At 71.2% G+C, this 25030-nt stretch carries 24 protein-coding genes; 13 read left to right on the top strand and 11 right to left on the bottom strand.

Annotated features, from left to right (window positions below):
• Positions 1 to 108 precede the first annotated feature (108 nt).
• Complete coding sequence (gene metE, locus M3M27_RS01455; protein ID WP_434026932.1) at positions 109 to 2400, top strand: 5-methyltetrahydropteroyltriglutamate--homocysteine S-methyltransferase; 2292 nt, start codon at positions 109 to 111, stop codon at positions 2398 to 2400.
• 29 nt (positions 2401 to 2429) lie between these two features.
• Here the strand turns inward: metE and M3M27_RS01450 are convergent, their stop codons facing one another.
• Positions 2430 to 3143 carry an MgtC/SapB family protein gene (locus M3M27_RS01450; protein WP_434026931.1) on the bottom strand — a complete coding sequence of 238 codons (714 nt, stop codon included), beginning with the start codon at positions 3141 to 3143 and terminating at the stop codon, positions 2430 to 2432.
• Between the two features lie 181 nt (positions 3144 to 3324).
• Here M3M27_RS01450 and pncA point away from each other — a divergent pair, with 181 nt between their 5' ends.
• The gene (gene pncA / locus M3M27_RS01445; RefSeq protein ID WP_140725244.1) at positions 3325 to 3951 is read left to right on the top strand and encodes a bifunctional nicotinamidase/pyrazinamidase; all 627 of its coding nucleotides are present in this window, start codon (positions 3325 to 3327) and stop codon (positions 3949 to 3951) included.
• Between the two features lie 56 nt (positions 3952 to 4007).
• Here pncA and M3M27_RS01440 read toward each other — a convergent pair whose 3' ends face one another.
• The 6 genes from M3M27_RS01440 to M3M27_RS01415 form a co-directional block, all read right to left on the bottom strand.
• Positions 4008 to 4148: a hypothetical protein gene (locus M3M27_RS01440; RefSeq protein WP_434026930.1), complete on the bottom strand. Its 141-nt coding sequence runs from the start codon at positions 4146 to 4148 to the stop codon at positions 4008 to 4010.
• Between the two features lie 76 nt (positions 4149 to 4224).
• Positions 4225 to 5076 carry a formyltetrahydrofolate deformylase gene (gene purU, locus M3M27_RS01435; RefSeq protein WP_434026929.1) on the bottom strand — a complete coding sequence of 284 codons (852 nt, stop codon included), beginning with the start codon at positions 5074 to 5076 and terminating at the stop codon, positions 4225 to 4227.
• A 69-nt stretch (positions 5077 to 5145) separates the two neighbouring features.
• Entirely contained in the window at positions 5146 to 6021 is an 876-nt protein-coding gene (locus tag M3M27_RS01430) for an NAD(P)-dependent oxidoreductase (protein WP_140725240.1), read from the bottom strand.
• A 19-nt stretch (positions 6022 to 6040) separates the two neighbouring features.
• Positions 6041 to 7138 (bottom strand): NADH:flavin oxidoreductase/NADH oxidase, encoded by a 1098-nt coding sequence (locus M3M27_RS01425; RefSeq protein ID WP_434026928.1) that lies wholly within the window; start codon positions 7136 to 7138, stop codon positions 6041 to 6043.
• Between the two features lie 445 nt (positions 7139 to 7583).
• On the bottom strand, positions 7584 to 8414 hold the full coding sequence (locus tag M3M27_RS01420) for an NAD-dependent protein deacetylase (RefSeq protein ID WP_434026927.1): 831 nt from the start codon (positions 8412 to 8414) through the stop codon (positions 7584 to 7586).
• 55 nt (positions 8415 to 8469) lie between these two features.
• Positions 8470 to 9717 carry an MFS transporter gene (locus M3M27_RS01415; RefSeq protein ID WP_434026925.1) on the bottom strand — a complete coding sequence of 416 codons (1248 nt, stop codon included), beginning with the start codon at positions 9715 to 9717 and terminating at the stop codon, positions 8470 to 8472.
• Positions 9718 to 9914: 197 nt separating this feature from the next.
• Here M3M27_RS01415 and M3M27_RS01410 point away from each other — a divergent pair, with 197 nt between their 5' ends.
• Together M3M27_RS01410 and M3M27_RS01405 are read left to right on the top strand one after the other, a co-directional pair.
• On the top strand, positions 9915 to 10811 hold the full coding sequence (locus M3M27_RS01410; RefSeq protein ID WP_140725225.1) for a LysR family transcriptional regulator: 897 nt from the start codon (positions 9915 to 9917) through the stop codon (positions 10809 to 10811).
• 56 nt (positions 10812 to 10867) lie between these two features.
• Positions 10868 to 11539: a VOC family protein gene (locus M3M27_RS01405; RefSeq protein WP_434026924.1), complete on the top strand. Its 672-nt coding sequence runs from the start codon at positions 10868 to 10870 to the stop codon at positions 11537 to 11539.
• A gap of 62 nt (positions 11540 to 11601) precedes the next feature.
• Here M3M27_RS01405 and M3M27_RS01400 read toward each other — a convergent pair whose 3' ends face one another.
• Entirely contained in the window at positions 11602 to 12405 is an 804-nt protein-coding gene (locus M3M27_RS01400) for a TatD family hydrolase (protein WP_434026923.1), read from the bottom strand.
• 382 nt (positions 12406 to 12787) lie between these two features.
• Here M3M27_RS01400 and M3M27_RS01395 point away from each other — a divergent pair, with 382 nt between their 5' ends.
• The 5 genes from M3M27_RS01395 to M3M27_RS01375 all read left to right on the top strand — a co-directional run bounded on the left by M3M27_RS01395 (position 12788) and on the right by M3M27_RS01375 (position 19061).
• Complete coding sequence (locus M3M27_RS01395; RefSeq protein WP_434026922.1) at positions 12788 to 14098, top strand: NCS2 family permease; 1311 nt, start codon at positions 12788 to 12790, stop codon at positions 14096 to 14098.
• 194 nt (positions 14099 to 14292) lie between these two features.
• A complete protein-coding gene (locus tag M3M27_RS01390) occupies positions 14293 to 14997 on the top strand; it encodes a hypothetical protein (protein ID WP_434026921.1) in 705 nt (234 codons plus the stop codon).
• 146 nt (positions 14998 to 15143) lie between these two features.
• Positions 15144 to 15920, top strand: coding sequence for an APH(3') family aminoglycoside O-phosphotransferase (locus M3M27_RS01385; RefSeq protein WP_434026920.1), 777 nt, complete (start codon positions 15144 to 15146; stop codon positions 15918 to 15920).
• 86 nt (positions 15921 to 16006) lie between these two features.
• Positions 16007 to 18520, top strand: a complete 2514-nt coding sequence (hrpB, locus tag M3M27_RS01380) for an ATP-dependent helicase HrpB (protein ID WP_434026919.1) — start codon at positions 16007 to 16009, stop codon at positions 18518 to 18520.
• A 133-nt stretch (positions 18521 to 18653) separates the two neighbouring features.
• The gene (locus M3M27_RS01375; protein WP_434026918.1) at positions 18654 to 19061 is read left to right on the top strand and encodes a hypothetical protein; all 408 of its coding nucleotides are present in this window, start codon (positions 18654 to 18656) and stop codon (positions 19059 to 19061) included.
• Positions 19062 to 19236: 175 nt separating this feature from the next.
• On the opposite strand, the gene M3M27_RS01370 is transcribed toward M3M27_RS01375, so the two are convergent.
• Together M3M27_RS01370 and M3M27_RS01365 are read right to left on the bottom strand one after the other, a co-directional pair.
• A complete protein-coding gene (locus tag M3M27_RS01370; RefSeq protein ID WP_140725200.1) occupies positions 19237 to 19776 on the bottom strand; it encodes a pseudouridine synthase in 540 nt (179 codons plus the stop codon).
• A 160-nt stretch (positions 19777 to 19936) separates the two neighbouring features.
• Positions 19937 to 20791 carry a class I SAM-dependent methyltransferase gene (locus M3M27_RS01365; RefSeq protein ID WP_140725196.1) on the bottom strand — a complete coding sequence of 285 codons (855 nt, stop codon included), beginning with the start codon at positions 20789 to 20791 and terminating at the stop codon, positions 19937 to 19939.
• 178 nt (positions 20792 to 20969) lie between these two features.
• Between M3M27_RS01365 and M3M27_RS01360 the strand changes: the two genes are divergently transcribed.
• The 3 genes from M3M27_RS01360 to M3M27_RS01350 all read left to right on the top strand — a co-directional run bounded on the left by M3M27_RS01360 (position 20970) and on the right by M3M27_RS01350 (position 23554).
• Complete coding sequence (locus M3M27_RS01360) at positions 20970 to 21932, top strand: aldo/keto reductase (protein WP_140725193.1); 963 nt, start codon at positions 20970 to 20972, stop codon at positions 21930 to 21932.
• Between the two features lie 137 nt (positions 21933 to 22069).
• A complete protein-coding gene (locus tag M3M27_RS01355; protein ID WP_434026917.1) occupies positions 22070 to 23110 on the top strand; it encodes an NADP-dependent oxidoreductase in 1041 nt (346 codons plus the stop codon).
• A gap of 141 nt (positions 23111 to 23251) precedes the next feature.
• On the top strand, positions 23252 to 23554 hold the full coding sequence (locus tag M3M27_RS01350) for a hypothetical protein (protein WP_140725185.1): 303 nt from the start codon (positions 23252 to 23254) through the stop codon (positions 23552 to 23554).
• A gap of 37 nt (positions 23555 to 23591) precedes the next feature.
• Here M3M27_RS01350 and M3M27_RS01345 read toward each other — a convergent pair whose 3' ends face one another.
• Complete coding sequence (locus M3M27_RS01345; RefSeq protein WP_140725182.1) at positions 23592 to 24008, bottom strand: hypothetical protein; 417 nt, start codon at positions 24006 to 24008, stop codon at positions 23592 to 23594.
• A 194-nt stretch (positions 24009 to 24202) separates the two neighbouring features.
• Here M3M27_RS01345 and M3M27_RS01340 point away from each other — a divergent pair, with 194 nt between their 5' ends.
• Complete coding sequence (locus tag M3M27_RS01340; RefSeq protein WP_434026916.1) at positions 24203 to 25021, top strand: DUF2884 family protein; 819 nt, start codon at positions 24203 to 24205, stop codon at positions 25019 to 25021.
• Positions 25022 to 25030: the final 9 nt, after the last annotated feature.

The raw sequence follows: 25030 nt of genomic DNA, 5'->3' as shown, positions 1-25030 counted from the left end.
GGCGTCGGTTCGCCCGCGGGGGCGGAGGTCGCTGGCGCGGCGTGCAGGGAAGCACGGTGCGCGGTTCCTTCGTTCCTCAATGCCCAAGACCGCAATGAGGAAAACACCATGACGATCGTCACCAACCTGGGCTTCCCGCGCATCGGCGCGCGGCGCGAGCTCAAGCGCACGCTGGAAAGCCACTGGCAAGGCCAAGCCAGCGCCGCGCAATTGCAGGACAGCGCGCGCGAGTTGCGCGCGCGGCACTGGCGGCTGCAGGTCGAGGCCGGCGTCGACGTGCCGCCGAGCAACGACTTCAGCCTGTACGACCACGTGCTCGACACCGCGGTGCTGTTCGACGCCATCCCCGAGCGCTACCGCGCCCTGGCCGACGCCGATCCGCTGGCCGGCTACTTCGCGATGGCGCGCGGCGTGCAGCGCGACGGCATCGACCTTCACGCGCTGGAAATGACCAAGTGGTTCGACACCAACTACCACTACCTGGTGCCGGAAATGCACGCCGGCCAGGCGTTCCGGCTGCGGGGCGACAAGCCCGTCGCCGAGTTCCGGGAAGCGCTGGCGCTGGGCATCCGCACCCGCCCGGTGCTGCCGGGACCGGTGACGTTCCTCTGGCTGTCCAAGACCGTGGACGGCAGCGACCGGCTTGCGTTGCTGCCGCGCCTGCTGCCGGCCTACGCCGAATTGCTCGCGCGCCTGCAGGCCGCCGGCGCGGACTGGGTGCAGCTGGACGAGCCGGTGCTGGCGCTCGATCTCGACGCCCGCTGGCAGCAGGCGTTGCGCGACGCCTATGCCGCGCTCGCGTCGGGCCCGCGTCCGCAGCTGCTGCTGGCGAGCTACTTCGGCCCGCTCGGCGGCAACCTCGAAGTGGCCGCCGCCCTGCCGGTCGACGGCCTGCACCTGGACCTGGTGCGCGGCACCGAACAGCTCGATGCCGTCCTCAGGCTCCTGCCGGCCGGACGCACGCTCTCGGCCGGGCTGGTCGACGGGCGCAACGTATGGCGCGCGGCGTTGGACAACGCGCTCACCCTGGCGCGCTATGCACGGGGCCATGTCGCTGCGGACAAGCTGTGGCTGGCGCCATCGTGCTCGCTGTTGCACGTGCCGGTGGACCTCGACCAGGAAAAGGCGCTGGATGCCGAACTGCGCAGCTGGCTCGCGTTCGCCAGGCAGAAGCTCGGCGAACTGCGCACGTTGGCCGACGCGCTCGATGGCCGTCCGTCGGCGGAGGCCAGGCTGGCACAGGCGCGCCAGGCGCTGGAATCGCGCCGCCGTTCGCCGCGCGTGCACCGGCCCGAGGTGGAACGCCGGCTGGCGGCGCTGGGCCCGGAGGCGGCACGGCGCGCCAGCCCTTATCCGCAACGCATGCTCGCCCAGCAGCAGGCCTTGCGGCTGCCCGACTATCCGACCACCACGATCGGCTCGTTCCCGCAGACCCGGGAAGTGCGCGAGGCGCGGGCGCGCTTCAAGTCCGGGCGGCTCGGCGCCGCGGAATACGAGGCCTTCCTGCGCGAGCACACCGAACGCTGCGTGCGCGTGCAGGAACGGATCGGGCTGGACGTGCTGGTGCACGGGGAATTCGAGCGCAACGACATGGTCGAGTACTTCGGCGAGCAGCTCGACGGCTTCGCCTTCACCAAGCTCGGCTGGGTGCAGAGCTACGGCTCGCGCTGCGTCAAGCCGCCCATCATCTACGGCGACGTGGCGCGGCCGGCCCCGATGACGGTGCATTGGTCGGCATACGCGCAGTCGCTGACCGACCGGCCGATGAAAGGCATGCTGACCGGACCGGTCACGATGCTGCAATGGTCGTTCGTGCGCGACGACCAGGAACGCGCCAGCACCTGCCGGCAGATCGCGCTGGCGTTGCGCGACGAAGTGCGCGATCTGGAAGCGGCCGGAATCGGGCTCATCCAGATCGACGAGCCGGCGATCCGCGAAGGCCTGCCGCTGCGCCGCGCCGACCGGGACGCCTATCTCGGGTGGGCGGTGGAAGCCTTCCGCATCGCGGCCTCGGGCGTGCGCGACGCCACCCAGATCCACACCCACATGTGCTATTCGGAGTTCAACGACATCATCGAGGCGGTGGCGGCGATGGATGCCGACGTGATCTCGATCGAGACCTCGCGCTCGCGCATGGAACTGCTCGACGCCTTCGTGAGGTTCCGCTATCCCAACGCGATCGGGCCGGGCGTGTACGACATCCACAGCCCGCGCATACCCTCGACCGGGGAGATGGTGGAGCTGCTGCGCAAGGCGCGCGCGGTGCTCGCGCCGGAGCAGCTGTGGGTCAATCCGGACTGCGGGCTGAAGACCCGTGGCTGGGCCGAGACCGAGGCGGCGTTGCGGGCGATGGTCGCGGCCGCCCACCGGCTGCGCGAGGATCTCGCGCAGGCAGCCTGAAGGACCCGCCCCTCCGCGGAGGGGCGGCTTCACTCCGGTCGGCGGTCTTCCTTGGCCTCGTGCATGGAATCGGGGGTCGCCACGGCGACCACGCCCTCGAGGCCGGCGAGCCGGCCGGCCGCTTCCAGCAACCGCGCCTGGCCGATGTCCGGCGCGCAGCGGATCTCGAGGGTGTCCTCGCCGTCGGCGTGGCGCCGCAGCACGATGCGCCGGAGCGGCAGCTGCAGTTGCGCCATCGCGTCCTCCACGCCGACCAGCGGCGTCCCGTGCCGCAGCGTCACCTGCAGGTTCATGCGGCCATGCTGGTTGAGATACCGCCGCTCCAGCGGCTTGAGCAGCGCGAGGATCGTCCACATCAACGCCGTCGCCATGATCGCCGCCGCATACAATCCGCTGCCCGCGGCCAACCCGATCGCGGCCACGGCCCACAGCCCGGCCGCGGTGGTCAGGCCGCGCACCACGCGCTCGCGCTGCAGGAACAGGATGGTGCCCGCGCCGATGAAGCTCACCCCGGAGATCACCTGCGCGGCGATGCGGGAAGGATCCAGGATCACCTGCGGATGGCGCAGGATGTCGGAAAAGCCGTAGGCCGAGACGATCATCGCCAGCGCGGCGCCCACGCAGACCAGCATGTGCGTGCGCAGGCCCGCCGCCCATTCCAGGCGCCCGCGGTCGATGCCGATCACCGCACCCAGCAACGCTGCCAGCAGCAGCCGTATCGCGACGTCGGAAACAGCGATCATGGTCCGCTCCTCCTCTCCCGGCACTGCCCGGATGATCCGCGCCGGGGCGGACATGCGCGGTGAAGGCCGGCGGCGCCCCTCCTGACGCCGGCGGAGGCCGCGGGCCGGCTGCCGATGGAAAGCCCATCTCCCGGTGCGGCACGCACTAGACTGGCGTCCCGCTCCCCGTGGATGCCGCCCCATGTCCGCCTACCCCGCCGATACCGCGCTGGTCGTGGTCGACCTGCAGCCGGACTTCATGCCCGGCGGCGCGCTGCCCTGCCACGAGGGCGACGCGATCGTGCCCGGCATCGCCCGCCTGCTGTCGGCGCGCCGCTATGCCACCGTGGTCGCGACCCAGGACTGGCACCCGCCCACGCACGCCTCCTTCGCCAGCCAGTATCCGGGTGCCGAGCCGTTCGAGGTCGTCGAACTGCATGGCCATCCGCAGACGCTGTGGCCGGACCACTGCGTGCAGGGCACGCAGGGCGCCGCGCTGGACCGGCGCGTGGACTGGACCGTCGCCGACCTGATCCTGCGCAAGGGCACGCGCGAGCAGGTCGATTCCTACAGCGCGTTCCGCGAGAACCACGGACCGGACGGGACGCGCCCGGCCACCGGGCTGGCCGGCTGGCTGCGCGAACGCGGCATCGCCGAGGTGCACGTGTGCGGATTGGCCCGCGACTACTGCGTGCTGTGGACCGCGCAGGACGCGGTCGCCGCCGGTTTCCGCGTGCGCTTCCTGTGGGAGCTGACCCGACCGGTCACCCCGGCCGGCGACGCACCGACGCGCGCGGCGTTGCAGAGCGCCGGCGTCGCCATCGCATAAGGACGTCGCGGCGCGGGCCAGCCCGTGCGTGGAGCGCACCGCCCGCCCAGCGGCTGTCAATCGCTGGGAGGCGCCGATCCGCTTGCGCCGGGGCGATTAATCATTCTCGGGATCACCCAGACCAGCAGGCCGGTCCCGGCCGCCAGCAACCCGATCCCAAGCAGGATGGTCCAGTGAATGATGCTGAAGGCGCCCATGTCCATTCCCTAGCCTGGTGCGATGGCCGGCATGGTCGCGCAGCGGTGCCCTGTCGAGCGCCAAGGGTCGCCGGTTTCAGCGAAACACCACCGTGCGGTGCCCGTTGAGCAGGATGCGGTGCTCGACGTGGCGGCGCACCGCGCGCGCCAGCACCAGCGACTCGGTGTCGCTGCCCACCCGCACCAGGTCGCGCGGCGTCATCGCATGGTTCACATGCGCCACGTCCTGCTCGATGATCGGGCCTTCGTCCAGGTCCGGCGTCACGTAGTGCGCGGTGGCGCCGATGATCTTGACCCCGCGCGCGTGCGCCTGGTGGTACGGCTGCGCGCCCTTGAAGCTGGGCAGGAAGCTGTGGTGGATGTTGATCGCGCGCCCGGCCAACGCCTCGCACAGCCGCGGCGAGAGGATCTGCATGTAGCGGGCCAGCACCACCAGGTCGATCCTTTCGCGCTCGACCAGGTCGATGATCTGCTGCTCCTGCTGCGCGCGGTTCTCGGCGCTGACCGGCAGGTGGTGGAACGGCACGCCGTAGGACGCGCTCAACCCCGCGAAGTCGGCATGGTTGGATGCGACCGCGGCGATGTCCACCTTCAGCTGCCGGCTGTGCGCGCGGAACAGCAGATCGTTGAGGCAATGGCCCTGCTTGCTGACCAGTACCAGCAGGCGTGCGCGCCGGCGCGCGTCGTGCACCTGCCAGTCCATCGCGTAATCGGCCGCGAGCACGGCGAAGCGCTCGCGCAGCCGTGCCACCGACGCGCCGTCGGCCATGTCGAAATGCACCCGCAGGAAGAAGCGCCCGCTTTCCTCGTCGCCGAACTGCTGCGCGTCGAGGATGTTGCAGTCCAGTTCGAACAGCAGCCCGCTGACGCGGTAGACGATGCCGGTGCGGTCGGGGCAGGACAGGGTGAGGATGTAGTCGGGTCGCATCCGGCCAATGATAGCGAAGGCGTGGGCGCGGCCGGTCGACGTTTTCCGACGAAACCGTCGCGGCTGCGCTCAGGCCTGCCCGGCGCGGCGTGCGGCGACCTCGGCCAGCACCGCCCAGTCGGCATCGCCCTCGCCGTGCGCGATCGCGTCGTCCAGGGCGGCGCGCAGCAGCTCCGCCAGCGGCATCGGCACCGTGCGCGCCTGCGCGGCGGCCAGCGCCAGGTCCACGTCCTTGCGTCCGAGCGTGGCCTTGAAACCGGCCGGCCGGTAGCGCCGCTCGGCGATCAGCTTCCCGTAGCCCTGGTAGGCAGGCGCCGAGAACAGCGTGCCGGTCAGCATCTCGAGGAAATCGGCACGCGCCACTCCATGGCCCTGCACCAGCGCGGAAGCTTCGGCCATCGTGCCGATCGCGCTGGCCAGGCAGAAGTTGGCGGCGAGCTTGACCGCGTTGGCGCGCTCGGGCGCCTCGCCGAAACGCCAGGTCTTTTGGCCCATCGCGTCGAACATCGGCTGCACGCGCGCGATGGCCCGCTCGTCGCCGGCGGCGAGGATGTTGAGCCGGCCGGCGGCGGCCACGTCCGGGCGGCCCAGCACCGGCGCGGCCACGTAGGCGACGCCGCGCTCGGCATGCAGCGCGTGCAGCTCGCGCGCCAGCGCCACCGAGATCGTCGCCATGTTCACGTGCACGCTGCCGGCCGGCAGCGCGTCGAGCACGCCGCGCCCGAACAGGGTCTCGCGCACGGCCGCGTCGTCGGCGAGCATCGAGAACAGCAGCGGCCCGGTCGCCGCCTGCGCCGGCGCGTCCACCGCGATCGCGCCCTCCCGGGCCAGTGCCTGCGCGGGCGCCGGGCCGCGGTTCCATACCGTCGTCGCGAAACCGGCGCGCAGCAGGTTGCTCGCCATCGGCCGGCCCATCGTGCCGAGACCGAGAAAACCCAATGTCATCGCGTGATCCCGCCGCCGCTCACATGTCGAAAAGGCCGCGCGCCTCGCGCGGCTCGCACCGCAGGTACTGCGACGGGGCGCGTACCTTCGCGCCGAGCGTCGCGGCGGCATGCCACGGCCAGCGCGGGTCGTAGAGGATGGCGCGCGCCAACGCCACCGCATCGGCGCGACCTTCGGCCAGCAACGCCTCGGCATGCATCGGGTCGGTGATCAAGCCGACCGCGATCACCGGCATGCGCACCTGCGCCTTGATCGCTTCGGCGAACGGCACCTGGTAGCCGGCGCCCAGCGCGATCTGCTGGCGCGGATCCAGGCCGCCGCTGGACACATGGATGAAGTGCGCGCCGTGCGCATCCAGCGCCTTGGCCAACGCGATGCTCTGCGCCAGGTCCCAGCCGCCGTCCACCCAGTCGGTCGCGGAGATGCGCACGCCGACCGCGATCCTGTCCGGCACCGCCGCGCGCACCGCGTCGAACACGCGCAGCGCCAGCCGCATGCGGTTGTCCAGCGAGCCGCCGTACTCGTCGTCGCGCCGGTTGCTCAGCGGCGACAGGAACTGGTGCAGCAGGTAGCCGTGCGCGGCATGCAGCTCGATCAGGTCCAGGCCCAGGCGCTCGGCGCGGCGGGCGGCGTCGACGAAGGCCTGCACGATGCCATCGATGCCGGCCGCGTCCAGCGCGTGCGGCGACGGCGCGCCCGGATGGAACGGGAGCGCGGACGGCGCGACGGTCTGCCAGCCATGCGGGTGGCCGGGCGCGATCGGCCCGCCGCCGTCCCACGGGCGCTCGGTGGATGCCTTGCGCCCGGCGTGCGCGAGCTGCACGCCGATCGGCATCGGCGACCAGCGCCGCACGCTCTCGAGCACCCGCTGCAGCGCCGCCTCGGTGGCGTCGTCGTACAAGCCCAGGTCGGCCCAGCTGATGCGCCCGCGCGCTTCCACCGCGGTGGCTTCCAGGATCAGCAAGCCCGCGCTGGACTGCGACAGGTTACCCAGATGCTGGGCGTGCCAGTCGTTCGCCCGCCCCTCCTCGGCCGAGTACTGGCACATCGGCGCGATCACGATGCGATTGGCGAGTTCGAGCGGACCGAGCGATAGCGGCGAGAACAACTGGCTCAAGAGACGACCTTGCGGATGACCGGGAAACCGCCATTCCACCCCGGGAAGATGCCGCTTACAACCGCCCGCGATGGATCACTGCGTCATACGGGAGGCATGCGTAGAACGCCGCTCGCGCGACCTTCCGCCTCCGGTGCCGGACGACCAGGCCCCGGACCGTTGCCCTTGTTGCTATTGCCGATGGCCCAAGGCACGTCCATGGACGATCGGCCGTTCGGCTGCTGGAAAGCGCTTCCCTCACGGGAATGAGGGTGGAGGATTAAGCAGGACGATGGGATGGCAGGGGCCGGACAGATCGGGCCGGACAGATGACGTCGAAGTCGCTGGGTCCCCGCCTTCGCGGGGACGACGACAGAGGGCGGCCGAGAGCGGAGAGATGACAAAGTCGCCGGCGCCTCGCGGAGAACGACCACGGCGGGCACGACGAAAACCACCCACCGCCGCCCTACGCCGCCGCCGCGCCCTCCAGCAAGAACGCCAACGCCCCCGCGCAATCGTGCTCCACCTTCAGCGCCAGCAGTTCGTCGGCGCGGGTCCGCCCATGGTTCAGCGCAGCGACCGGCAATCCCGCGCGCGCCGCCGCCTGCACGAAGCGGAACCCGGAATAGACCATCAGCGAGGAACCGACCACGAGCACCGCATCCGCCCGCGCCAGGTGTTCGTTGGCGCGTGCCACGCGCTCGCGCGGCACGTTCTCGCCGAAGTACACGACGTCCGGCTTCAGCAGGCCGCCGCAGCGCTCGCAGGCCGGCACCACGAACGCATCGAAATCCACCCCGTCCAGGTCCGCGTCGCCATCCGGCGCGATGCCCGCCTGCAACTGTTCCCACCCGGGATTGGCGGCCGCCAACCGCGCCTGCAGCGCTTCGCGCGGGCTGCGCTGCTCGCAATCCATGCAGCGCACCGTGTCGAGGCGGCCGTGCAGGTCGATCACCTCGCTGCTGCCGGCCGCCTGGTGCAAGCCGTCGACGTTCTGGGTCAGCAGCACTTCCAACTGGCCGCGCGCCTCCAGCGCCGCCAGGGCGTGGTGCGTGCCGTTCGGCCGTGCCAGCCCGAAGCGCGGCCAGCCCAGCAGGCTGCGCGCCCAGTAGCGCCGGCGCGTGGCCGCCTCGCCCATGAAGGCCTGGAACGTCACCGGCTGCGGGCGCTTCCAGCCGCCCTGACGGTCGCGGTAGTCGGGAATGCCCGAGCCGGTGCTGCAACCGGCGCCGGTCAGCACGAACAGGCGCCGGTGGCGTTCGATGAAATCCTGCAGGTCGGCGGGCGAGGCGCTCATGGTTTTCCAACATGGCGGCGCCGCGCCCGCCATGCAAGCGCCGCGCGTCGCCGCTTCACTCCCCGCGCGGCGGGTGCGGCCCGAACCGGCCATAGGGCCGCGAGTCGTCGGCGCTGCGGCGCAGGACCTGCGCGGCCAGCAGCGCGAGGGCGAGCAGCAGCGACAGGAACGCCACCAGCGCGCCCCAGCCGCCATGCTGCCAGAACCAGCCGCTGACCGAGCCGATCAGGCTGGACCCGATGTAGTACGCCAGCAGGTAGAGCGAAGCGGCGTGGCTGCGGTTCGCGCCGCCGAGGCGGCCCACCCACGCGCTCGCCGCCGAGTGCGCGATGAAGAAGCCGATCGTCAGCAGCACGATGCCGCCGATCACCCCCGCCAGCGAGTGCAGCAGGGTCGCCAGCACGCCGGCGATGCACGCGAGCACGCCGTACAGGACCACCGGGCCGCGGCCGAACCGGTCCGAGGCGAAGCCCGCCACCGACGAGCTGACGATGCCGAACACGTAGGCGCTGAAGATCAGGCCGATCTGGCTCTGGCTGAGGCCGAACTCCGGCCCGCCGAGCCGGAACCCGGCATAGTTGTAGACGCTGACGAAAGCGCCCATCAGCAGGAACGGGATCGAGAACAGCCACGGCAGGTGGCGATCGCGCAGGTGGCCATGCCAGGCGCGCAGGTGGTAGCGCAGATTGATGCCATGGCGGCGCACGAAATGACGCGAGGCCGGCAGCAGCAGCACGAACGCCACCGCGCACAGCAGGTCGAGCACGCTCAGCGCCGCCAGCGCGCCGCGCCAGCCCAGGTGGTCGGTGAGCACGCTCATCACGATGCGCCCGCTCATGCCGCCGAACGCGTTGCCGGCCACGTACAGGCCGGTCGCCGCGCCCAGGCGCTCGGCCGGCAGCTCCTCGGCCAGGTACACCATCGCCACCGCCGGCACGCCGCCGAGGGCGATGCCGGAGAGCGTGCGCGCCGCCACCAGCATGCCCCAATGCGGCAGCAGCGCCGCGGCCAGGTTGAGCAATGCCGCCAACGCGATCGAGACGAACATCAGCCCGCGCCGCCCCAGGTTCTCCGAGACCGCGCCGGCGCAGAAGATCGCCAGCGCCAGCGCACCGGTGGCCAGCGACAGCGGCAGCGAGCTGGTGGCGGCATCCACGCCGAACTCGCGGGCGAACTCGGGCAGCAGCGGCTGAACGCTGTAGAGCAGGGAGAACGTGGCGAAACCGGCCAGGAACAGTGCGATACGGATGCGTGCCAGGGCGGGAGCGGCCGCGTCCACGGGACGGGCGGTGGAAGTGTTCACGGGCGACGGATCGTGGAGGAGTGGCGGGTGCTGCCTGCATCGAAGGGGGCGGCAAAGCCCCTCTCCCTCCGGGAGAGGAGTTGGGGTGAGGGGCCCTTCTCCCTGGGGACAAGGAACAGCCGGCGAAATTATTTTCCTCCTGAAACAATCTGTCCAATATATGATCCCCGCAGTCCTCATACCCCGGGCATCTTGGGATGGAACTGCGCCACCTCCGGTACTTCCTGGCCGTCGCCGAGGAAGGCAATTTCACCCGCGCCGCCGCCCGCGTCGGGATCGCCCAGCCGCCACTGAGCCAGCAGATCCAGGCGCTCGAGAAGGAACTGGGCACGCCGCTGTTCCGCCGTACCCACCAGGGCGCGGAGCTGAACGAGGCCGGCGAGGCGTTCCTGCTGGACGTGCGCCGGGTGCTGGCCGACGTCGATGCCGCGGTCGAATCGGTGCAGCGCGCCGCGCGCGGCGAGCGCGGGCGACTGCGCCTGGGTTTCACCGCCTCGGCGGCGTTCAACCCGGTGGTGCCCAAGCTGATCCGGCATTTCCAGCGCGCCTGGCCGCAGGTGACCATCGTGCTGCTGGAAACCAACACCGTCGGCTTGCTCAAGGCGATGGAGAGCGGCCAGCTCGATGCCGCCTTCATCCGCCCCAGCAGCCTGACCCCGGTCGGCCTGAATTTGCTGCACTTCCCCGACGAGCCGATGAAGATCGCGCTGCCGGCGGCGCACCGCCTGGCCGGGCGCGCGCGCCTGCCGCTGTCGGCGCTGGCGGGCGAGCCGTTCATCCTGTTCCCGCGCAGCTTCGGCCCCAGCCTGTACGACGAGATCGCGCAGGCGTGCCGGCTCGCCGGCTTCACCCTCCAGGTCAGCCAGGAGGCCCCGCAGATGGCCTCGATCTGCAACCTGGTCGCCGCCGAGCTGGGCGTGTCGGTGGTCCCGCAGGCGATGACCCACGTGCAGTTGCCGGGCGTGCGCTACATCGACATCCAGGGCCACGTGCCGCTGGCGCGGCTGGCGCTGGCCTCGCTGCCCGGCCGCGAGACCGTGGTGGTGCAGCACCTGACCCGGCTCGCCCGGTCGATGACGCGGGAAGCCTCTTGACCTCAACCAAGGTTGAGGTCGTGCAATAGGGCCCTCCTTTCCTCCGGACTGGCCCGATGCGCATCGTCTATCTGCAGCAGCCCACCCACGACCCCGCCGCCAGCGCGGCGTTCTATCGCGACGTGCTGCAGCTGCCGGTGGAAGGCACGCGCGTGCGCATCGGCTGGAGCGAGATCGAACTGGTGCCCGCCCAGGGCGTGGTCGGTTGCACGCACCTGGCGTTCAACGTCGCGCCGGACCGGTTCGAGGAAGCCGTCCGCTGGATCGGCGAGCGCGCGCCGATCCTGCAGGACATGCGCGGCACCTCGCGTTTCCCGCTCGCGCGCGGTTGGGACTCGGAATCGGTGTACTTCGCCGGCCCGGATTGCGCGGTGCTGGAACTGATCGCGCGCAAGCGCCTGCCGGCCCCGGCATCGGTGCACGGGCCCTTCCACGGCAGCGAGTTGCTGTGCGTCAGCGAGGTCGGCCTGCCGAGCGCCAACGTCACCGGGGTGACCCGCAGCGTCGGCAACCATTTCCGGATGCAGCCGCTGGAGGAACCGACGCCGGTGTTCGCGCCGCTCGGCGATCACGAAGGCTTGCTGATCGTGGTCGACCACGAACGCCGCTGGTTCCCGGAACAGAAGCGGCTGCCGTGGGCGCAGGGCGTACGGGTGCGCGTGCAGGGCCCGCCGCCCGGGCTGTGCCTGTACGACGCGCAGGGCTGGGAGCTGTGCTCGGTGGCCTAGACGGGCAATGGAATCCTGCGGGAGCAGCCTTTTTGCGGGAGCGGCTCCCGCAAGGTCTTCGCCTAGGCGGCAGGCGCTTGCGGTAGCCGGAAGAATCCACGCGCGGCGGCCGTGGTCGCCGCGGCCACCTGGGCCACCTCCTCGCCGCGGTCGCGCGCCAGTTCCTCGACGATGTGCGCCAGGAACATCGGCTCGTTGCGTCGATCCTTGGGCATCGGCTTGAGCGTGCGCGGCAACAGGTAGGGCGCGTCGGTCTCGATCATCAGCCGCTCGGCCGGGACGTGCTTCACCAGCTCGCGCAGGTGCGCGCCGCGGCGCTCGTCGCACAGCCAGCCGGTGATGCCGATGTACCAGTCGCGGTCGAGGTAGTCGAACAGCTCGCGGCGTTCGCCGGTGAAGCAATGCACCACCGCCGGGCCGAGGCGGCCATCGAAGCCGCGCATCATCGCGATGAAATCGTCGTGCGCGTCGCGCTGGTGCAGGAACAGCGGCTTTCCGTTCTCGCTGGCCAGCTGCAGCTGCCGCTCGAACGCCTTGCGCTGCGCCGGGCGCGGCGCGAAGTCGCGGAAGTAGTCCAGCCCGCACTCGCCGACCGCGACCACCTCCGGATGCGCGTGCAGCGCGCGCATCTCGGCGTCGCACTCGTCGGTGTACTCCACCGCGTGGTGCGGATGCACGCCGGCGGTGGCGAACAGGAACCCGGGATGGCGTTGCGCCAGTTGCAGGGCCAGCGGCGAATGCTCGCGGCTGGCGCCGGTGACGACCATCTGGACCACGCCGGCGTCGCGCGCGCGCTGCAGCACCGCCTCGCGGTCGCGGTCGAAGGAGTCGTGGGTGAGGTTGGCGCCGATATCGATCAGCTGCATGCGGCGGAAGGCGATTGCGTGGGGATCGCGGATTGTAGCGGTTCGTCGTCGCCCCGCTCTCCGGGCGACGTGGTTCGGCCGCCGGACGGAGCAGGAATCGCGATCGTCCAACGGCGCCGGCAAGGCACGCCGGGACTGAAGTCCCTCCCACGAGGCGCTTCACCCGGATCTCCGGACTGCATTGGGGACAATGGAGGCCCGCCCGTCCGTGGGCACGATCTCCCGCGTGCGCGCCGGTCCGTCGCAGCCGGCAGAATAGGCACGCGTCGTCCCGCAGGAAGCGGGTAGCCCCCTCCCCTGCGAGCCCAAGCATGAAACCGAGCCGTTCTCCGTATTTCCGCCCAAGCGCCCCGATCGCGCCGAACCCCCGCGGAACGACCCGATGATCGGCCGCTTCGACCTCGCCGGCGCGCGCACCACGGTGCGCACCGAATTGCTGGCCGGCACGACCACCTTCCTGACGATGTCCTACATCGTCTTCGTCAACCCGGACATCCTGGCCTCGACCGGCATGGACCGCGGCGCGATCTTCGTCGCCACCTGCCTGGCGGCCGCGCTGGGCTCGGCGCTGATGGGCCTGCTCGCCAACTATCCGGTCGGCGCCGCGCCCGGCATGGGCCTCAACGCGTTCTTCGCGTTCACCGTGGTCGGCACGCTCGGCTACAGCTGGCAGCAGGCGCTGGGATTGGTGTTCGTGTCCGGCTGCCTGTTCGTGCTGCTGACGCTGACCGGCGCGCGGCGCTGGCTGGTGGATGGCATCCCGCCCGCCCTGCGCAGCGGCATCGCGGCCGGTATCGGGTTGTTCCTGGCCTTCATCGGCCTGCAGAAGGCGGGGCTGGTGGTCGCGCAGCCGGCCACGCTGGTGGCGCTGGGCGACCTGCACAGGCCCGAGCCGTTGCTGGCGCTGGCAGGATTGGGCCTGATCGCGATCCTCGACCTGCACCGCATCCGCGGTGCGATCCTGCTCGGCATCATCGCCGTCACCGTGGCCGCCGGCATGCTCGGGCTGGTGCACTGGCAGGGCCTGCTCGCATGGCCGCCGAGCCTGGCGCCGACCTTCCTCGAACTCGACCTGGCCGGCGCGCTGGGCGGCCACGGCAGCGGCTCGGCCATCGCGGCGGTCATGCACGTGGTGCTGGTGTTCGTGCTGGTGGAGGTGTTCGACGCCACCGGCACGCTGATGGGCGTGGCCAAGCGCGCCGGCCTGCTCGGCACGCCGGCGCTGCAGCGCCGCTTCAACCGGGCGCTGTTCGCCGACAGCGGCGCGATCCTCGCCGGCTCGCTGCTGGGCACGTCCAGCACCACCGCCTACATCGAGAGCGCCTCGGGCGTGCAGGCCGGCGGGCGCACCGGCCTGACCGCGCTGACCGTGGCCGCGCTGTTCCTGCTCGCGCTGCTGTTCTCGCCGCTGGCGGCGATGGTGCCTGCCTACGCCACCGCGCCGGCGCTGGTCTACGTGGCCGCCTCGATGCTGCGCGAACTGGTCGACGTGCGATGGGACGACCTGGGCGAATCGCTGCCGGCCGCCCTGTGCGCGCTGGCGATGCCGCTGACCTATTCGATCGCCGATGGCCTGGCGCTGGGCTTCCTCGCCTACGTCGCGCTCAAGCTGGGGGCCGGGCGCTGGCGCGAGGTGCATCCGGCCAGTTGGGTGATCACCGCGCTGTTCGTGCTGCGGCATGCGTTGCAGTGAGCGGTGCATTCCCGGGACTCCATCCGCCACGAGCCGGGTGCGGCTGCGTCGGGACTGGAACCGTTCCCGCGAACGGCAACCGATCGGCCCAGTGACTTCAGGCAGGTGCCCCCTGCCGCCCCGGCATGGTCCCATCCTGTCCCGGCCCGCCTTCAAGCAACCCCGCCATCGTCCATCGCAGCAAGGAGATCCCCATGCGTGCTTCAAGATCGATTCTGTGGCTGGCCTTGCTGGCCGCCGCTCCCGCGTTGGCCCAGCAGGACCTGAGCAAGATCTCCGATGACGTGCAGGTAGCCCCCGGGCAGAAGTACGGCGGGCTGAGCACGGTGAGCGGCGACATCCACGTGGGCAGCAACGCCGGAGCCAGGAGTGTGCAGTCCGTCAGCGGCGACGTCACCGTCGACCGCGGCGCCAAGGTCGGCGACATCGCCACGACCAGCGGCGACCTGAAGTTGGCCGACGACGTCGAGACCGGGGAACTGAAGAACGTGAGCGGCCGCATCACCCTGGGGCGCGGCGCGGTGGTCGACGGCGGCGTGGACACGGTCAGCGGCAGCATCTTCGCCGACCGCGGCAGCAGGATCGAAGGCGATATCACCACGATCAGCGGCGCCGTCGGACTGGTGCAGGCCGAGGTCGCGGGCGACATCACCTTCGTCAGCAGCGACATCACCGTCGGCATCGGCTCGCACGTCAAGGGCCGCATCCACCTCAAGAAGCCGTTCCACAGCAATGTCCGGCGCCCGCCCCGCGTGGTGATCGGCCCCAATGCCGTGGTGGACGGCCCGCTCGAGTTCGAAATGCCGGTCAAGCTCTACGTGCACGGCAGCGCGAAGACCGGCCCGATCACGGGCGCCAGCGCCATCGCCTTCTCCACGCCCACGCCGCCGAAGGACTGACGCGCCCGGCGCATCCGGGCGCCACGACGAACCGGCGTGGTCCCGATGGCGCCCTTGCGCGCACGCCATCGCGTTCCGCCGGCCGAGCCGGGCGGGACGCGACCTGCGGAACGCATACTCCGCCCGCACCACCACGCCCGAAGTCCATGCACGACTCCTTGCCTGCCGCGATCCGGCAGGTCGTCGCCGGCGCGCCGCTGCTGCCGGATACGATCGGCGAATCGCCCTGTCGCGTGCATGCGTTCCGGCGCGGCCGCGAACGCTTCTTCCTGAAGATCTGCCCCGCCGTCCATGCGGCGACCACGTACAGCGTGCGGCGCGAGGCGCGCGTGCTGGACTGGCTCGCGGGCAAGCTGTCCGTTGCCGAGGTCGTGGCGGTGGCCGAGCACGAGGGCGAGGAATTCATGGTCACGCGCGCGGTGCCCGGCGTGCCCTTGTCCGCCCGCCTCCGCGCGGGCCTGCCGGTCACCGGCCTGTTCCGCGAAGCGCTGCGACAGCTGCAAGCCGTGCCGGTCTCGGACTGCCCGTTCGACTCGGGCACCGCGATGCGGCTGCGCGAGCTGGACTACCTGCTGGCCCGCGACCTGATCGACCCCGACCACGACCTCTCGCAATGGCCAGGCCTGGACACGCCGCAGGCCCTGCTCGCGCACCTGCAGGCGCACCTGCCCGACGAGGATCCGGTGTTCTCGCACGGCGACCTGTGCGACAGCAACGTGTTCGTGGATGCGCACGACAGCCTGCACTTCATCGACCTCGGCCGCGGTGGCGTCGCCGATCGCTGGCTGGACATCGCCTTCGCCCATCGCAACCTGCGCGAGGACGTCGGCGACGAGGCGGCACGGGCGTTGCTGGCCACGATCGGCGTTCCGGATCGGCCGGACAGGCGGCGCTTCTTCGAGCAACTCGACGAGCTGTTCTGAGCGGACGCCGCCTGCCGGCCCGCACCCGATCCCGGCGCGGCGGGAGATGGGCGCCGGAAGCGCCCAGCCCGTATCCTTCCCCGCGCATGAGCAGCCCCACGTTCCCGATTTCCCCGTTGCTGCCGGCCATCGCCGCCAGCCTGTCCGAGCATCCGCGCCTGGTGCTGGAAGCACCGCCCGGCGCCGGCAAGACCACGCAGGTGCCGCTGGCGCTGCTCGACGCGCCGTGGCTCGCCGGCCGCAGGATCGTGATGCTGGAACCGCGCCGCGTGGCCGCCCGCAGCGCCGCCGGCTTCATGGCGCGCCAGCTCGGGGAGCAGCCCGGCCAAACCGTGGGCTATCGCATCCGCTTCGAGAACAAGGTGTCCGCGCAGACCCGCATCGAGGTCGTCACCGAAGGCATCCTGACCCGGATGATCCAGGACGATCCCCTGCTGGAAGGCGTCGGCGCACTGCTGTTCGACGAGTTCCACGAACGCCACCTGGCCGGCGACCTCGGTTTGGCGCTGGCGCTGGACGTACAGGCGCAACTGCGCGACGACCTACGCATCGTGGCGATGTCGGCCACGCTCGACGGCGAGCGGCTGGCGCAGTTCCTCGACGCGCCGCGGCTCACCAGCGAAGGCCGCGGCTTCCCGGTCGAGATCGCGCATTTCCCCGCACGCCGCGACGAGTCGATGGAAGCGCAGGCGCGCCGCGCGATCGAGCATGCGCTGGCGGCGCATCCGGGCGACCTCCTGGTGTTCCTGCCTGGCCAGCGCGAGATCGCCCGGCTCCAGGCGGCCCTGGATGCCGCGTCCCTGCCGCAGGCGGGCGCAGGCATCGAGGTGCTGCCGCTGCACGGCGAACTCCCCGTCGAACAGCAGGCGCGCGTGCTGCAGCCCGATCCCGGCGGCCGCCGCCGCGTGGTGCTCGCCACCAACGTCACCGAATCCTCGGTCACCTTGCCCGGCGTGCGCGTGGTGATCGACAGCGGCCTGGCGCGCGAGCCGCACTACGATCCCAACAGCGGCTTCTCGCGCCTGGACGTGACGACGATCGCGCAGGCTTCCGCCGACCAGCGCGCGGGGCGCGCCGGGCGCGTCGCCGAAGGCTGGGCCTACCGGTTGTGGCCGCAGTCGCAGCGCCTGGAAGCCCAGCGCCGGCCCGAGATCGCGCAGGTCGAGCTGGCCGGGCTGGCGCTGGAGCTGGCCGCCTGGGGCAGCGACGCGCTGCGTTTCGCCGACCCGCCGCCGGCCGGCGCGCTGGCCGCCGCGCGCGAGTTGCTGCAACGCCTGGGTGCGCTGTCCGGCGGCAACGCGATCACCACGCCGGGCCGGCGCATGCTCGCGCTGGGTACCCATCCACGCCTGGCCGCGATGCTGCTCGCCGCGCAGGGAGCGCGCGAACAGGCGCTGGCGTGCGACCTGGCGGCGCTGCTGGAAGCGCGCGATCCGCTGCGCCAGGGCGGCGATGCGTTGGCGGCCCGCTGGCGCGCACTGGCCGCGTTCCGCGCCGGCCGTGCCCCGCACGATGCCAGCCGCAGCGCCCTGGACGCGATCGACGCGGCGGCCCGGCAATGGCGCCGGCGGCTGCGCTGCGAGGCGACGCCGCCCGGCGAGATCGACGCCCATGAACTCGGCGACCTGCTCGCCCACGCCTTTCCCGACCGCATCGCCGCGCGCCATCCCGCCGATCCGCTGCGCTATCTGCTCGCCAACGGCCGCAGCGCACGCCTGTTCGATACCAGCGACCTGCGCGGCGAACCCTGGCTGGTCGCCAGCGAACTGCGCTACGAGGCGCGCGATGCCCTGCTGCTGCGCGCCGCCCCGGTCGACGAAGCGCGCCTGCGCCGCGACTTCGCCGAGCGCTTCGTGCAGCAGGACGTGGTGCGCTGGGACGCGGACAAGCGCGCGCTCGTGGCGCGGCGAGAATCGAGCTTCGACCGCATCGTGCTCGACAGCCGCCCGGCCGGGAAGGTCGATCCCCGGCATGCCGCGCAAGCGCTGGCCGGAGCGGTGCGCGAGCTCGGCCTGGATGCGCTGCCGTGGACCGAATCGCTGCGGCAGTGGCGCGCGCGCGTGCAGTCGCTGCGTGCCTGGATGCCGGAACTGGGCCTGCCCGATTACGGCGACGAAGCCCTGCTCGCCACGCTGGAGGACTGGCTGGCGCCCGCCTTCGCCGGCAAGACGCGGCTGGACGCGCTCGACGAAGCCGAGCTCGGCGAAGCGCTGAAGACGCCGCTGCCGTGGGACCGCCGCCAGTGGATCGAGCGCCATGCGCCGGCCCGCATCGAAGTGCCGTCCGGCATGGAGCGCCCCATCGCCTATGCCCTCGACCATGCCGGCGAACCGCAGCCGCCGGTGCTGGCGGTCAAGCTGCAGGAGCTGTTCGGCCTGGCCGACACCCCGCGCATCGCCGATGGCCGCGTGCCGCTGCTGCTGCACCTGCTCTCGCCGGGCGGCAAGCCGTTGCAGGTCACCCGCGACCTGCGCAATTTCTGGGATACCACCTATGCGGAGGTGAAGAAGGAGATGAAGGGGAGGTATCCGAAGCATCCTTGGCCCGACGACCCCTGGACCGCGACTGCCACCCATCGCGCGAAGCCCCGCGGGACGTGATCCGGTCCCGCCCGTGGCACGGCGAACTCAGCGGGCTTCTTCTGTGCGCCCGATACGCCCAGCGCCGCCTAACGTCCCGTACACGCATCCCGTCGGACACTGTTCGTCCAGCCCACGAAAAGGATGACTCCCCATGAGCAAGTTGACCGTGATCACCGACCGTGCCCTGGAGCGGGCGCTGGAACTGGCCAGCAGCGCCGGCGACGGCCTCAAGCATGCCGGCAGCAGCCTGCGCCATGCCGCCCCGCATGCCAGCGAATGGCTGAAGACCGGCGCGGCGATCGGCGCGGTCAAGACCGGCGGCCGCGTCGCCGGCAAGTTCGTGCGGCGCAATCCCGCCATCGCCGTGGCTGCGGCGGTCGCCGGCGTCGGCTTGATCGGCTATGCGCTGTACCGCAAGCGCAAGCAACGCGAGCAGGAGCAAGGCGTGATCGAAGGCAGCGCCGAACGCCTCAACGGCAATGCCGGCAACACCACCGCACGGCGCGCCGCGCGCGCCAACCGCCGCTTCGCCACCACCCCGACCGACGGCGCCGAGTGATCCCGCCCGTCCGCCTTTTCGTATCCCTTGGGGGAGCCACCCCTCTCCCGGGGGCGGGAAAGCGCCGTTTGCTCGCCATCGGCGCGTAACTGGATCGCAGGGATGCGACCGAGAATTCCCGGCGATTCCCGCCGGCGACGGTTCGCCTCGGCCAGCGCCATTCCTGCTTCCGCGATCAACCGATCCGCCGCCACTCCCCGGGTGCCAGTCCATCCAGCCGGTGGCCGCCGATCGCCACGCGTACCAGCCGCAACGTCGGCAGCCCCACCGCCGCGGTCATTCGCCGCACCTGCCGGTTGCGGCCCTCGCGCAAGGTGATCTGCAGCCATGCATCCGGCACCGACTTGCGGTAGCGCACCGGCGGATCGCGCGGCCACAGCGCCGGGGCCGTCTCCAGCAGTTCCGCGCCGGCCGGCAGCGTCGGCCCGTCGTTGAGCCGCACGCCGCGCCGCAACTGCGCCAACTGCTCCTCGCGCGGCGCGCCTTCCACCTGCACCCAGTACGTCTTGCGCTCCTTGTGGCGCGGGTCGGTCAGCCGCGACGCCAGCCGGCCGTCGTCGGTGAGCAACAGCAGCCCTTCGCTGTCGTAGTCCAGGCGGCCGGCCGCGTACACGTCCGGCGGCAGGCCGAACTCGGCCAGCGTGCGCCGCGGCGGATCGCTGCGGTCGGTGAACTGGCAGAGCACGTTGAAGGGCTTGTTGAGGGCGATGAGCATGGTGCCGGACTCGGGACTCGCAACGACCAGCAGCCCCGTTCGCGGTCCGCTGGCCGCGGGAAGGCGGGGCTTGCCGCGCGTCGTCCCGCGGAATCGAAAAGCGCGTTCCGGCGATCCGGGCGCTTCCGCGTCCGCGGAACGACGAGGTTTCCGCGATTCGTCAGCGCTTGACGAACTTCAGCGTCATCCGGTCGCTTTCGCCGATGGCCTTGTACTTGGCATCGTCGGCGGGTTCGTGGTTGTTGCTCGGCGGCAGCGTCCACACGCCGTTGGGATGGTCCTTGGTGTCGCGCGGATTGGCGTTGACCTCGCTCTTGCCGGCCAGCTCGAAGCCGGCCGCCTCGGCCATCGCGATCACTTGGGCCTGGCCGACGTAGCCGCTCTTGTCGTCGGCCGGCACGTCGCCCTTGGCGCGATGTTCCACCACGCCGAGCACGCCGCCCGGCTTGAGCACCTTGTAGAAGCCCTTGAACATGCCCTCGGCCTGCCCGGCCATGCGCCAGTTGTGCACGTTGCGGAACGTCAGCACCACGTCGGCGGAGCCGTCCGGGCCGAACACCGGCGCATCCGGCGCGTAGGCGACCACGGTGGCCTTGCCGTACAGCTCGGGCTGCGCGGCGAACTTCTTCTCCAACTGGTCGCGCCCGCGCTGCTGGTAGTCGCGGCCCCTGCCTTCCGGCACCGCCTGCGGGTCGACCACCGCGGCGACGTAGCGGCCGCGCTCGCGCAGGTAGGGCGCGAGGATCTCCGAATACCAACCGGCGCCTGGCGTGATCTCGATGACGGTCTGGTCCGGCTCCAGGCCGAAGAAGGCCAGCGTCTGGCCGGGATGGCGGTATGCGTCGCGCCGGACGTTGGCCGGATCGCGCCATGCGCCGTCGATCGCCGCCTGCAGTCCCGCATCCGGCGCCGGCAACGTCGCCGTGTCGGCGGGCTTGATCGCAGAAGCGACCGGCACCGCCGCAAGCATGCCCAGCGCGAGCAGGCAAGCGCCCGCGAAATGATGTTGTCTCATGACGCTCTCCCTCCGCGAATTCGAGTGCGGCGAGCCTAGCACGCCGTGCCGCGCGTGCCGATGCGTTCAAAAACCGTTAGCGCGACGCCGCATGCGAAACACTGAATCCGTGCCGGTGTCACACGCGGCGGCGGCATGCGTGACTATGCTTGGCGTTCTGTTCAACAGGAGCGCCCCCATGACCCAGCTGCGCGAACTCGGCCGTTCCGGCCTGAAGGTTGCACCGATCGCATTCGGCGGCAACGTGTTCGGCTGGAGCGCCGACGAGAAGACATCGTTCGAACTGCTCGATGCCTTCGTCGACGCCGGCTTCAACCTCGTCGACACCGCCGACGTCTATTCGGCCTGGGTGCCCGGCAACCATGGCGGCGAGTCGGAAACGATCATCGGCAAGTGGCTCAAGCGCAGCGGCAAGCGCGACAGGATCGTGATCGCGACCAAGGTCGCCAAGTGGAGCGAGCATCCGGGCCTGTCCGCCGAGAACATCGCCGCGGCGGTGGACGATTCGCTCAGGCGCCTGCAGACCGACGTGATCGACCTCTACCAGGCGCACGAGGACGACGAGTCCACGCCGCTGGAAGCCACGCTGGCCGCGTTCGGCCGCCTGGTCGAGGCGGGCAAGGTGCGCGCGATCGGCGCCTCCAACTACGATGCCCGGCGCCTGCGCGACGCGCTGGAGGTCTCGCGCCAGTTCAAGTTGCCCCGCTACGAGACGCTGCAGCCGGAATACAACCTCTACGACCGCGCCGGCTACGAGGCCGCGCTGGAACCGCTGGTGCGCGAGCAGGGCCTCGGCGTGATCGGCTACTACTCGCTGGCCAGCGGGTTCCTCACCGGCAAGTACCGCAGCGCCGCGGACGCGGCCAAGAGCAGCGCGCGCGGCGCCTCGGTGGTGAAGCAGTACCTCAATCCGCGCGGCATCCGCATCCTGGCCGCGCTCGACGACATCGCCGCCAAGCACTCGGCCACGCCCGCGCAGGCCGCCCTCGCATGGCTGATCGCGCGCCCGTCGGTCACCGCGCCGATCGCCAGCGCCACCTCGGTGGAGCAATTGCGCGACATCCTCAAGGCGGCATCGCTGGAGCTGTCCGCCGACGACGTCGCGCAACTGGACGCGGCCAGCGCCGAGGACGTGGCGTGACATCCGCGGCGCCGCGCGGCGATTCCTCGCCTTGGCGCGGCCGCCGGGCGCAAGGGCCGTAGCGCGAGCGCGCATGCGGCTTCGCCGATGCCGCCGGCCATCGCCCCTCGTTCCCCTCCGCACGCAAGAACGCCCCCATGCCCGCCTCCCCGATCGTCAACCGTCGCATCGTGCTCGCCACGCGCCCGCAGGGCGAGCCGACCGCCGCGAACTTCCGCCTGGAAGAAGTTCCCTTGCCGCTGCCTGGTCCCGGCCAGGTGCTGCTGCGCAACCGCATTCTCTCCCTGGACCCGTACATGCGCGGACGCATGGACGAAGGCCGCTCCTACGCGCCGCCGGTCGCGTTGGGCGAGGTGATGGAAGGCCGCACCGTGGCCGAAGTGCTCGAATCGCACCATCCGGGCTTTGCGCGCGGCGACTGGGTGTTCGCGCCGGCCGGCGGGTGGCAGACCCACGCGATCGTCGATGGCGGCACCCTCAACCGCAAGCTCGATCCAAACGGCCAGCCGCCGCCGAGCACGGCGCTCGGCGTGCATGGCATGCCCGGCTTCACCGCCTATGCCGGCCTGCGCGAGATCGGCCGGCCGCAAGCCGGCGAGACGCTGGTGGTCGCCGCCGCCAGCGGTCCGGTCGGCGCCACCGTGGCGCAACTGGCGAAGCTGCAGGGGCTGCGCGTGGTCGCCATCGCCGGCGGCCCGGAAAAGGTGCGCTACCTGCGCGAGGAACTGCAGGTGGACGCAGCGCTGGACCATCGCTCCGGCGATTTCGCCGAGCGGTTGCGCGCGGCCGTGCCCGACGGCATCGACGTGTACTTCGAGAACGTCGGCGGCAAGGTGTTCGATGCCGTGCTGCCCCTGCTCAACGATTTCGCGCGCATCCCGGTATGCGGCACCATCGCCACCTACAACGCGCGCGGCGAGGTCCGCCCCGGGCCGGACCGGCTGCCCGACTTCCTCAGCCAGATACTCCGCCAGCGCCTGACTGTGCGCGGCTTCATCCAGCGCGACTTCGTCCGCCTGTATCCGGAATTCCTGCGCGAGATGGGCCAATGGCTGCGCGAAGGCAGGATCCGCTACCGCGAGGACGTGGTCGAAGGGCTGGAGAACGCGCCGCAAGGCCTGATCGGCCTGTTGCGCGGCGACAACTTCGGCAAGCGGCTGGTACGCCTGGACGATTGAGCGACCGAGGCGCCGCCCGCGCCCGGGAGGTGGCCGCCAAGCGGCGATCCGGCGCCGGCGCCGCGCGCCCTCTTGGCGCTTCCGTCGCCGGGATGCTACGTTGTCGGAACAGGGGCGTGGCGCTACTGCGGGAGTTCCGCCATGCAGACCGTTTCCGCTTTCTCGTGTCCCATCATCGATGTCCAGGCCGAGCTGAGTTATTGGCAGGCCGTGCATGCCGGCGGGCATCTGGGCCGCTACGACTTCTCCGACTACGCGACGCTGCTCAAGCTGGGCTACGACGTCTACCTGGCGCACCCGCACGCGAGCGAACTGCAGCTGTACCGGATACTGCGCAAGACCTACCGGAGCCGGCACCCCATGTCGCCGGTGCCCTGGGAGCAGGCCCGCGGGCTGGTGCGGCATGCCTGGCGCCACATGGAGCAGTCGGCGCGTGAGCGTTGAACAACGGAGGGGAAACGCGGGGGAACGGGCAGGCGGCTCAATGCCAGCCGTCGAGCACGGCCTGGCGTTCGATGCGGTGCTTGCCGGCCAGCGCACGCATGCCCTGCAAGGTCGCGGCGACCAGGCTGGCATAGCGCAGCCGCCACAGCCGGGCGCGATCGTCGGCATCGCCAGCCTGGCCGAGGCCATCCAGCACCTGCGGCAGGCGCCGGTCCGCCAGCGCGCCGCGCGCCATGAAGGGTTGCTCGGGCTCGAACACGTCCACCGGCGCGTGCCAGGTGTCGGCCACGCGCTCGGCGATGCCCGCCAGGTGGGACAGCTGGTGCATGCCGATCAAGGTCTCGTGCAGCATCTCGCGGCAGGCCCACTGCCATAGCGCCACCTTGCGGGCCAGTTCGCCTGGATCGATCTCGTTCAATGCGAGATCCACCTTTTCGATGCGGGGGTCGAGCATGACCGGACTCCGATGCTGCTATGCAGCAAGAATCCCGCGCGTGCCGTTAGGCGGGCGTGATCCCGCGTCGCGGCGGGGTCTAGGCGGCCGCGTCCGGGCGGCCCGTCCGCGACCGGCGTCATCCTGACTTCCCTCACATGCCGCGTCCGTGGCGACCCTCCATGCTGGCGCCACGCCACAAGGAGGTCTCCGCCATGTCCCCCGTCCTTCGTTCGCTGCTGCCGCTGCTGCTGGCCGTGCCGCTGTCCGTCCAGGCGGGCGAGAGCCGCCCGCAGCTGTCGTCCCGGCAATGCGGCTTCAGCACCTCCTACGACGTGCTGGCCGATACCGGCGGCATCTGGCTGCACCGCAAGCAGGGCGAGCCGCAGGAGATCTTCTTCCACGATGGCCGCCTGAGCGTGGACCAGCAGGTCCGGCAGGTCAGCGAGGCCGATGCGCAGCGCCTGCGGCAGCTGGAAGCCGGCGCCCGGGCGCTGATGCCGGCCGTCGCCGACATCGCGCGCGAGACGGTGGACATCGTGTTCGATGCGTTCGCGGGCGTGGTCGAGGCCATGACCGGCAGCAAGCGCAAGGCGCGCGCGCTGGACGACTATCGCGAACGTGCGCTGGCGCAGATCGACGGCTCGCTCGGCAAGGGACGCTGGGACCAGGAGGTGTTCGACGAACGCTTCGAGGCCAACATCGAGCAGGCCGCCGATGCGATGGCCGGCAGCGTCGTCCGCAGCGCGCTGTTCGCGGTGTTCACCGGCGGTGCCGACCGGCTGGAGCGACGCAGCGAAGCCATGGAGAAAGCGCTGGACCAGCGCATGGAAGCCCGCAGCCGCTTGCTCGAAGCCAAGGCGCGGACGCTCTGCGGGCAGGTCGAGGCGCTGCATGCGCTGCAACAGTCGCTGGAATTCCGCCTCGACGGGCAACCGCTGCACCTGCTCGACCTGGAAGCCGGGCATGAAGCCGGCAGCTACAGCGCGGCGCTCGGCGGCGCCGCCGGGAGCGCGTTGCGCGCTGCGAGGTGAGCGCAGTCC

This window comes from Xanthomonas boreopolis (genome assembly GCF_046529185.1).
In the GTDB taxonomy this organism is placed as follows: Bacteria; Pseudomonadota; Gammaproteobacteria; order Xanthomonadales; family Xanthomonadaceae; genus Pseudomonas_S; species Pseudomonas_S boreopolis.
This window is presented reverse-complemented; position numbering and strand designations above follow the sequence as displayed.

What these genes read in the sequence shown, in the direction of transcription:
- M3M27_RS01340 (WP_434026916.1), top strand. Translation starts at nt 24,203, where the DNA reads ATGTCCCCCGTCCTTCGTTCGCTGCTGCCGCTGCTGCTGGCCGTGCCG.
- M3M27_RS01420 (WP_434026927.1), bottom strand. Translation starts at nt 8,414, where the DNA reads ATGAGCGCCTCGCCCGCCGACCTGCAGGATTTCATCGAACGCCACCGG.
- M3M27_RS01345 (WP_140725182.1), bottom strand. Translation starts at nt 24,008, where the DNA reads ATGCTCGACCCCCGCATCGAAAAGGTGGATCTCGCATTGAACGAGATC.
- M3M27_RS01395 (WP_434026922.1), top strand. Translation starts at nt 12,788, where the DNA reads ATGATCGGCCGCTTCGACCTCGCCGGCGCGCGCACCACGGTGCGCACC.
- M3M27_RS01385 (WP_434026920.1), top strand. Translation starts at nt 15,144, where the DNA reads ATGCACGACTCCTTGCCTGCCGCGATCCGGCAGGTCGTCGCCGGCGCG.
- M3M27_RS01365 (WP_140725196.1), bottom strand. Translation starts at nt 20,791, where the DNA reads ATGAGACAACATCATTTCGCGGGCGCTTGCCTGCTCGCGCTGGGCATG.
- metE (WP_434026932.1), top strand. Translation starts at nt 109, where the DNA reads ATGACGATCGTCACCAACCTGGGCTTCCCGCGCATCGGCGCGCGGCGC.
- M3M27_RS01430 (WP_140725240.1), bottom strand. Translation starts at nt 6,021, where the DNA reads ATGACATTGGGTTTTCTCGGTCTCGGCACGATGGGCCGGCCGATGGCG.
- M3M27_RS01370 (WP_140725200.1), bottom strand. Translation starts at nt 19,776, where the DNA reads ATGCTCATCGCCCTCAACAAGCCCTTCAACGTGCTCTGCCAGTTCACC.
- M3M27_RS01440 (WP_434026930.1), bottom strand. Translation starts at nt 4,148, where the DNA reads ATGGGCGCCTTCAGCATCATTCACTGGACCATCCTGCTTGGGATCGGG.
- M3M27_RS01375 (WP_434026918.1), top strand. Translation starts at nt 18,654, where the DNA reads ATGAGCAAGTTGACCGTGATCACCGACCGTGCCCTGGAGCGGGCGCTG.
- M3M27_RS01360 (WP_140725193.1), top strand. Translation starts at nt 20,970, where the DNA reads ATGACCCAGCTGCGCGAACTCGGCCGTTCCGGCCTGAAGGTTGCACCG.
- M3M27_RS01390 (WP_434026921.1), top strand. Translation starts at nt 14,293, where the DNA reads ATGCGTGCTTCAAGATCGATTCTGTGGCTGGCCTTGCTGGCCGCCGCT.
- M3M27_RS01400 (WP_434026923.1), bottom strand. Translation starts at nt 12,405, where the DNA reads ATGCAGCTGATCGATATCGGCGCCAACCTCACCCACGACTCCTTCGAC.
- purU (WP_434026929.1), bottom strand. Translation starts at nt 5,076, where the DNA reads ATGCGACCCGACTACATCCTCACCCTGTCCTGCCCCGACCGCACCGGC.
- M3M27_RS01350 (WP_140725185.1), top strand. Translation starts at nt 23,252, where the DNA reads ATGCAGACCGTTTCCGCTTTCTCGTGTCCCATCATCGATGTCCAGGCC.
- M3M27_RS01355 (WP_434026917.1), top strand. Translation starts at nt 22,070, where the DNA reads ATGCCCGCCTCCCCGATCGTCAACCGTCGCATCGTGCTCGCCACGCGC.
- M3M27_RS01410 (WP_140725225.1), top strand. Translation starts at nt 9,915, where the DNA reads ATGGAACTGCGCCACCTCCGGTACTTCCTGGCCGTCGCCGAGGAAGGC.
- hrpB (WP_434026919.1), top strand. Translation starts at nt 16,007, where the DNA reads ATGAGCAGCCCCACGTTCCCGATTTCCCCGTTGCTGCCGGCCATCGCC.
- pncA (WP_140725244.1), top strand. Translation starts at nt 3,325, where the DNA reads ATGTCCGCCTACCCCGCCGATACCGCGCTGGTCGTGGTCGACCTGCAG.
- M3M27_RS01405 (WP_434026924.1), top strand. Translation starts at nt 10,868, where the DNA reads ATGCGCATCGTCTATCTGCAGCAGCCCACCCACGACCCCGCCGCCAGC.
- M3M27_RS01450 (WP_434026931.1), bottom strand. Translation starts at nt 3,143, where the DNA reads ATGATCGCTGTTTCCGACGTCGCGATACGGCTGCTGCTGGCAGCGTTG.